This is a genomic window from Nocardia sp. NPDC059154, from assembly GCF_042755705.1.
Lineage (GTDB): Bacteria > Actinomycetota > Actinomycetes > Mycobacteriales > Mycobacteriaceae > Nocardia.
Genome location: NZ_JBHZCS010000001.1, coordinates 32,604 through 40,079 on the forward strand (window position 1 = coordinate 32,604; position 7,476 = coordinate 40,079).

The window sequence follows — 7,476 nt, forward strand, 5'->3', positions numbered from 1 at the left end:
ACACGGATGGATACAACCCGTAGATCAGTCCGTGGGAGCAGACGCCGCCGGTCCGGCAGCCCCTTCTTCGGTCAACTGCTCACCGCGGCAGTCGAATCCGCCGGCGATGCCGTCGCTATCAGCTTCAATCCCACCGGAAACCCTTCCGACCAGCGTGAACTCACCTACCGGGAGCTCGACGAGCAGTCCTCGCGGGTGGCGCGCGAGCTCATCGCTCTGGGCATCGGCCCAGGTGACGTGGTGGCCATGGGCATCGCGCGCTCGGTGGAATCGGTGCTGGCCATGTGGGCCATCGTGAAGACCGGCGCCACCTATCTGCCGGTGGACCCGACCTATCCGGGCGACCGGATCGAGCACATGCTCACCGACTCCGGTGCGAAATTCGGTGTCACCCTGGCGACCCACCGGGCCGGGCTGGGGACCGCCGCCTACTGGATCGAACTCGACGATCCCACCCGGGCCGAGCGCATCGCGGCCCGGCCCGCGCACCCGATCTCCTACGCCGACCGGACCCGGCCGCTGACCGAGCAGCATCTGGCCTACGTCATCTACACCTCGGGCTCGACCGGCAAGCCCAAGGGCGTGGCCATCACCCACTCCGGGCTGGCCGGGCTGGCCGCCCGCCGGGAAAGCCGTGCGGTGACCGAGGATTCCCGCATCACCCAGCTCACCACCCCGAGCTTCGACTTCTCCATCGTCGAGATGCTGTACGCCTTCACCGCGGGCGCCACCCTGGTCGTGGTGCCGCCGGACGTATTCGGCGGCCACGAGCTGTCCGAGCTGCTCCGCCGCGAACGCATCACCCACATCTGCATCACGCCGGCGGTGCTGGAATCGCTCGATCCGGCTGTCCCGCAGGACCTGCGCGCCATCATGTGCGGCGGCGAGCGGGTGCCGCCCGCCCTGGTGGACCGCTGGATCACCCCCGACCGCGACTTCCATATCGAATACGGCCCGACCGAGGTCACCGCGCTGTCCACCGGTACCGCGGCGCTGCCGCCCGGCGGCGGCACGCACATCGGCACCCTGCTGCCCGGCATCGGCGCGTACGTGCTGGACGCGGGCCTGCGGCCGGTGCCGCCCGGGGTGGTCGGCGAACTCTATCTGGCCGGATCGGCACTGGCCGCGGGCTATCTGAATCGGCCCGTGCTGACCGCGGAACGCTTCGTCGCCGGACCCTACGGCGAACCCGGGCAGCGGCTGTACCGGACCGGCGACCTGGTCAAACGCCTGGAGAACGGGAACTTCGAACACCACGGCCGCACCGACTTCCAGGTCAAGATCCGCGGTCTGCGCATCGAACTCGGCGAGATCGACAGCGCGCTCACCGCGCACCCCGGCGTGGACTTCGCGGTCACCCTGGGCACCACCCTGCCCACCGGCGCCGCCGCCCTGGTCACCTATGTGCTGCCCAGCCCCGGAACCGCTCTGGACACCGCGGAATTGGCGGCCTTCGCGGGAGAATCCCTGCCCGCGTACATGGTTCCCGCCGCCATCATGGTGCTCGACGAGATCCCACTGACCCCCGTCGGCAAGGTCGACCGCGAGCGGCTGCCGGAACCGGTCTTCACCACCCGGGCCTTCCGCGCCCCCGCCACGGCCGCCGAAGCCGCTGTCGCGGAGGTCTTCTCCGGCCTGCTCACCCCGCCCGGCGCCGAGCCGCTGCGCGTCGGCTCCGACGACGACTTCTTCGAGCTGGGCGGCAACTCGCTGCTGGCCACCCAGGCCGTGGCCCGCATCGGTACCGCGCTGGGCCTGCGGGTTCCGGTGCGCGTGCTGTTCGAGGCGTCCACCGTCGCCGACCTGGCCGCGCTGCTGGCCGGGGAGGCGACCGGGAACACCGCCCCCGCACTGGTATCCGGGCCGCGGCCCGATCGCGTGCCGCTGTCCTATGCGCAGCAGCGCATGTGGTTCCTCAATCGGTTCGCACCCGACAGCGCGGTCGACAATGTGCCGCTCGCGGTGCGGCTCTCGGGCGAACTCGACCTCGAGGCCATGCGCGCCGCAGTCCGGGACCTGGTCGAGCGGCACGAGGTGCTGCGCACCGTCTACCCGGAGGTGGACGGCGAGGGCTATCAGCAGGTGCTACCGCTCACCGATCCCCGTGCGATACCCGACCTGCCGGTCGAGGACATCGATGCCGCGGAACTGACCACCCGGGTGATGGCACTCGGCGGGACGGGCTTCGACGTCACCGCCACCCCGCCCATCCGGTTGCGGGTGCTGCGCCTCGGACCCGGTGAGCAGGTGCTGGTCGGCGTGGTGCACCACATCGCCGCCGACGGCTTCTCCATGGGCCCGCTCACCCGGGACCTGGTGACCGCGTACGTATCCCGCAGTTCCGGGGCCGCGCCGCACTGGGCTCCGCTGCCGGTGCAGTACGCCGACTACACCCTGTGGCAGCGCACGGCACTCGGCGCCGAGGACGACGAGAACTCCACGCTGGCACGGCAGATCGCCTTCTGGCGCGAGACACTGGCCGAACTACCCGACGAACTGGTGCTGCCGTCGGATCGCCCGCGACCGCCGGTCGCCTCGTATCGCGGCGGCACCTACCGCTTCGAACTCGCCGACGACGTGTACGCCGCCGTGCGCCGGCTGGCCCGCGGCCACAACGGCACCACCTTCATGGTCGTGCACACGGCACTCGCGGTCCTGCTGGCTCGGCTGTCCGGCACCCGGGACATCGCCGTGGGCACGCCGGTGGCCGGGCGCGGCGAGGTCGAACTGGACGACCTCATCGGCATGTTCGTCAATACCCTCGTGCTGCGCACCGACGTCGATCCCGCCGCCGGGTTCGCTGACCTGCTGGACCTGGTGCGCGACACCGACGTGCGCGCCTTCGGCCACGCAGACGTGCCCTTCGAACGACTGGTGGACCTGCTCGACCCGGCCCGCTCGCAGGCGCGCAATCCGCTGTTCCAGGTGATGCTCTCGTTCCAGAACCTGGCGCCCGCCGAATTCCGGCTACCCGGGCTCACCGTCTCCGGCACCGACCTCGAGGTGCCGTTCGCCAAGTTCGACCTGCAGCTGACCGTGCAGGAGACGGTGGACGAGCGCGGCGACGGCACCGGGATGGCGGCCGAATTCTCCTATGCGCTGGACCTTTTCGACGAGCCGACCATCGCGTCGTTCGCCCGCCGCTTCGCCCGCGTGCTGGAACTGGTCGCGGCCGACCCGGGTGCACCCGTCGGGGATCTCGACCTGCTCGCGCCCGAGGAACGCCAACGCGTCCTGACCGACTGGAACGCCACCGGCATCGACGTCACCGCCGCGGCCGGCCTGCCGAACGATGTCGCGCCGACCCTGATCTCGATGTTCGAGGCGCAGGTCGCCGACACTCCGGACATCGTGGCACTGGTCTGCGCGGACGAGCGCCTCACCTATCGGGAACTGGCCGACCGCGCCCGCCGGCTGGCCCGCGAACTCATCGACGGCTACGGGGTCGGGCCGGAAACCTCGGTGGCCCTGGCCATCCGGCGCTCCACCGAGCTGGTGGTGGCCATGTACGCGGTCCTCATGACCGGCGCCGCCTACCTGCCGCTGGACCCCGAACAGCCGCTCGACCGCAACGAGCACATTCTCGGCACCGCCGGGCCGCGCCTGGTGCTGACCACCCGGCGGGACGGCTTCGACAGCGGGAGCGGCACTCCCGCCCGCTTCGTCGAGGAGGCCGAGGAACGGGCGCGGACCCGGTGGCCGAGCACACCGATCTCGGACGCCGAACGGACCCGTCCGCTGCGGCCGGGGCACCCGGCCTATGTCCTGTTCACCTCGGGCTCGACCGGTCGGCCCAAGGGCGTGGCCGTCAGTCACGCCGCCATTGTCAATCGGCTGGTCTGGATGCAGGCGCAGTACCGCCTGACCTACGCGGATGTGGTGCTGCAGAAGACTCCCGCCACCTTCGACGTCTCGGTGTGGGAGTTCTTCTGGCCCTTGCAGACCGGCGCGCGGCTGGTGCTCGCCACCCCGGACGGGCACCGCGATCCGGTGTACCTGGCCCAGGTGATCGCCGAACATGGTGTCACCACGGTGCATTTCGTGCCGTCCATGCTCGCGGTATTCCTCGCGGCACTGGGTGAGACCGGCGCGAACCCGCCCGGAGCGGAGCGGAGGGCAATCAAACTCCGCCAGGTGTTCGCCTCCGGCGAGGCACTACCCGCGCCGACGGCGCAGCGACTACGGGAGCTGACCACCGCCCGCCTGCACAACCTCTACGGTCCGACCGAGGCCGCGGTCGACGTCACCTATCACGAGGTGACCGATGCCGACACCGTGTCGGTGCCGATCGGCCGGCCGGTCTTCAATACCGCACTGTACGTGCTGGATTCGCGGCTGCGACCGGTCGCCCCCGGCGTCCCGGGCGAGCTGTATCTGGCCGGTGACCAGCTGGCCATCGGCTATGTGGCCCGCCCGGACCTGACCGCCGACCGGTTCGTCGCCGACCCCTTCGGTCACGGGGCGCGCATGTACCGCACCGGCGATCTCGTGAAGTGGCGTGCCGACGGCGAACTGGAATACCTGGGCCGCACCGACTTCCAGGTGAAACTGCGCGGCCTGCGCATCGAACTGGGCGAGATCGAGGCGGCCCTGCTGGCCCAGCCCGGGGTGGCCCAGTCGGTCGTGGTGGTGCGCGCCGACGCGCAGGGCGGTGAGCAGCTGGTCGGCTACGTGGCCCGCGACCACGCCGCGGAGGTCGATCCCACGCTGGTGAAAGCCGCTCTGGCGCAGCTGCTTCCGGCCTATATGGTGCCCTCCTCGATCGCGGTCATGGACGCCTTCCCGCTCAACGCCTCCGGCAAGCTGGACCGCCGGGCACTGCCCGCCCCGGTGTTCGAGCCCCGGCGTTTCCGCGCGCCGTCGACCCCGATCGAAGAGATCGTGGCGGGCGTCTTCATGGATCTGCTCGGCGCGGACCGGGTGGGCGCGGACGACGACTTCTTCGAGCTGGGCGGCAACTCGCTGATCGCCACCCGGGCGGTCTCGCGGATCAACGAAGCGCTGGAAGCCACCGTCTCGGTGCGCGAACTCTTCGAGACCGCAACGGTTTCCGGTCTGGCCGCCCGGATCGTGCCGGGCACCGCGACCGGTGCGCGTCCGCCATTGGTGGCGGGGGAGCGGCCGGCGCGGGTGCCGTTGTCGCTGGCGCAGCAGCGCATGTGGGTGCTCAATCAGCTGGACCCGGAATCCCCGGCCTACAACATCCCGATGGTCATCCGCCTCACCGGCACCCTCGACGTGCCCGCGCTGGCACGGGCCGCGGAGGACGTCCTGACCCGGCACGAGGTGCTGCGCACCCGCTACCCGGAATCGGGTCCCGGCGGCGCTCCCTATCAGGAGGTGCTCTCGGTCGCGGAGGCGCTGGCGGGTGGTCTCGAGACGGAGCGCGCTCGCGACATCGGCGCGCGGGTGCAGGAGCTCATCTACGCCGGATTCGATGTCGCGCACCAGGTTCCGGTGCGCATGCGACTGCTCACCGGGGACGCGCCCGACGACTACCTGCTGATCCTGGTCGCCCATCACATCGCCGCCGACGGCGCCTCCTTCGCGCCGCTGGCCCGCGATCTCATGATCGCCTACACCGCGCGCGCCGCGGGCCAGACGCCCGGCTGGGCGCCGCTGCCCGTGCAATACGCGGACTTCGCACTGTGGCAGCACGCGGTGATCGGCTCGGACACCGACGAGAACTCCGTCGCCGCGGCGCAGGTGGACTACTGGCGCGGACAGCTCGCCGGTCTGCCCGCGCGGCCGCTGCTGCCGCTGGACCGGCCCCGCCCGCCGGCGCCGTCCATGGCGGGCGCGCTGGTCGACTACGTGGTGCCCGCCGAGATCCACGCCGAGCTGAATCGCATTGCGCGCCGCCATAATGCGTCACTGTTCATGGTGATGCACGCGGCCGTCGCGGTCCTGCTGGCGCGGCAGTCGGGTAGCCCGGACATTCTCGTCGGCACCCCGATCGCGGGGCGCGGCGAGCAGGTGCTCGACGGCCTGGTCGGCATGTTCGTCAATACCCTCACCCTGCGCAGCACGGTCGATCCCGCCGCCTCCTTCGACGATCTGGTGGCCGCCGCCCGCGAAACCGATCTGTCGGCCTTCGCGCACGCGGACGTGCCGTTCGAGCGTGTGGTGGAGGCGGTCGCGCCCGGCCGTGGCCAGGCCGATCCGCTGCTGCAGGTGGTGCTGGCGCTGCAGCACAACGAGGTGGCCGAGCTCGAGCTACCGGGCCTGTCGGTCTCCGGCGTGGACGCGGCGCTCGAGGCCGCCAAGTTCGACCTGCAGATCGGCGTCGAGGCCGGACCGCTCGCCGCGGACGGCACCCCCGGCGACCTCGCCGTCGTCTTCTCCTATGCCACCGAGCTTTTCGACGAGTCCACCATCGAGGCCCTGGGCGCGCGCCTGGTGCGCATCCTGGCCGCGGTGGCCGCCGACCCGCACATGCCGGTGGGCGACATCGACCTGCTGAGCCCGGCCGAGCGCGCCGCCCGTGCCCGGGCGCTGCCCGCGCCCGCCCCGGCGGTGACCACCACCGCGCACGGTACGGCGCTGCCGCAGTCGCTGTCCGCCGCGGTCGAGGACGACCCCGACGGCCCGGCCCTGGTCCGGGGTGAGGAGACGGTGTCCTACCGGGACCTCGACGCCCGCTCCTCGCGACTGGCCCGGTTCCTGATCGGGCGCGGCTGCGGACCCGGCACCGGCGTCGCCGTGCGGCTGGACCGGGGAGCCGACCTGGCCGTGGCCACCTGGGCCGTGCTCAAGACCGGTGCGGCGGTGGTGCCGCTGGCCGGTCTGGACCGGCTGCCGCCCAGCGGACTGGATGTGAAGGTGGGCCTGACCGCCGGGAAACCGGTCGCCGTGCCGGGCATCGACTGGCTCGCCCTGGACGATCCCGGGGTGGCCGCCGAGGTCGCCACCGAATCGGCGCGGCCGGTCACCTACGCGCACCGCATTCGCGCACTGCGCGGCGATGACACCGCCTTCGCGGCGCCGGGCCGGGCGTCGCTGAGCTACGACGAGGTCGCGGCCATGGTGGATCGGGTGCGGGCCGAGTCCGAGCTCACCTTCGAATCACGCACCTACTGGTCCGGTTTGGCGGATCACCCCCTCGCGCTCATCGAACCGATCGCCGCCGGCGGCGTCGGGGCGTCAATGGTCCTGGCTGAGCCGGGAGCCGATCTGACCGAGACCCTCGCCGACGAATGGGTCACCCACCTGTTCGCCGACCGGGCCCGGCTCGACGGGCCGGACCCCGCGGAACTGGACGATCTCACCGCCCTCGTGGTGGACGGGCTGCCCGTCCCCGCGCGGTGGTCGGGTCTGACCGTCGTCGCCGTCCCGGGGGTCGCCACCGCCCGATGAGCACCTGGTGAGCGGCCCGGAGTGGCCCTCCCGCCCGCAGGACTGAATACTCCTTTGGGGAAGCGCGCGTGACCGGTCCCTCGGCGGGGGGCCGACAGCCCTGCCACCAGCAGGGTCGAG

The 7,476-nt window shown here is 71.7% G+C and carries 1 protein-coding gene; it reads left to right on the forward strand.

Annotation, left to right across the window (positions count from 1 at the left end; genetic code table 11):
• The first annotated feature begins 6 nt into the window (after positions 1-6).
• On the forward strand, positions 7-7,356 hold the full coding sequence (locus ACFXN1_RS00135) for an amino acid adenylation domain-containing protein (protein WP_379443693.1): 7,350 nt from the start codon (positions 7-9) through the stop codon (positions 7,354-7,356).
• The last annotated feature ends 120 nt before the right edge of the window (positions 7,357-7,476 follow it).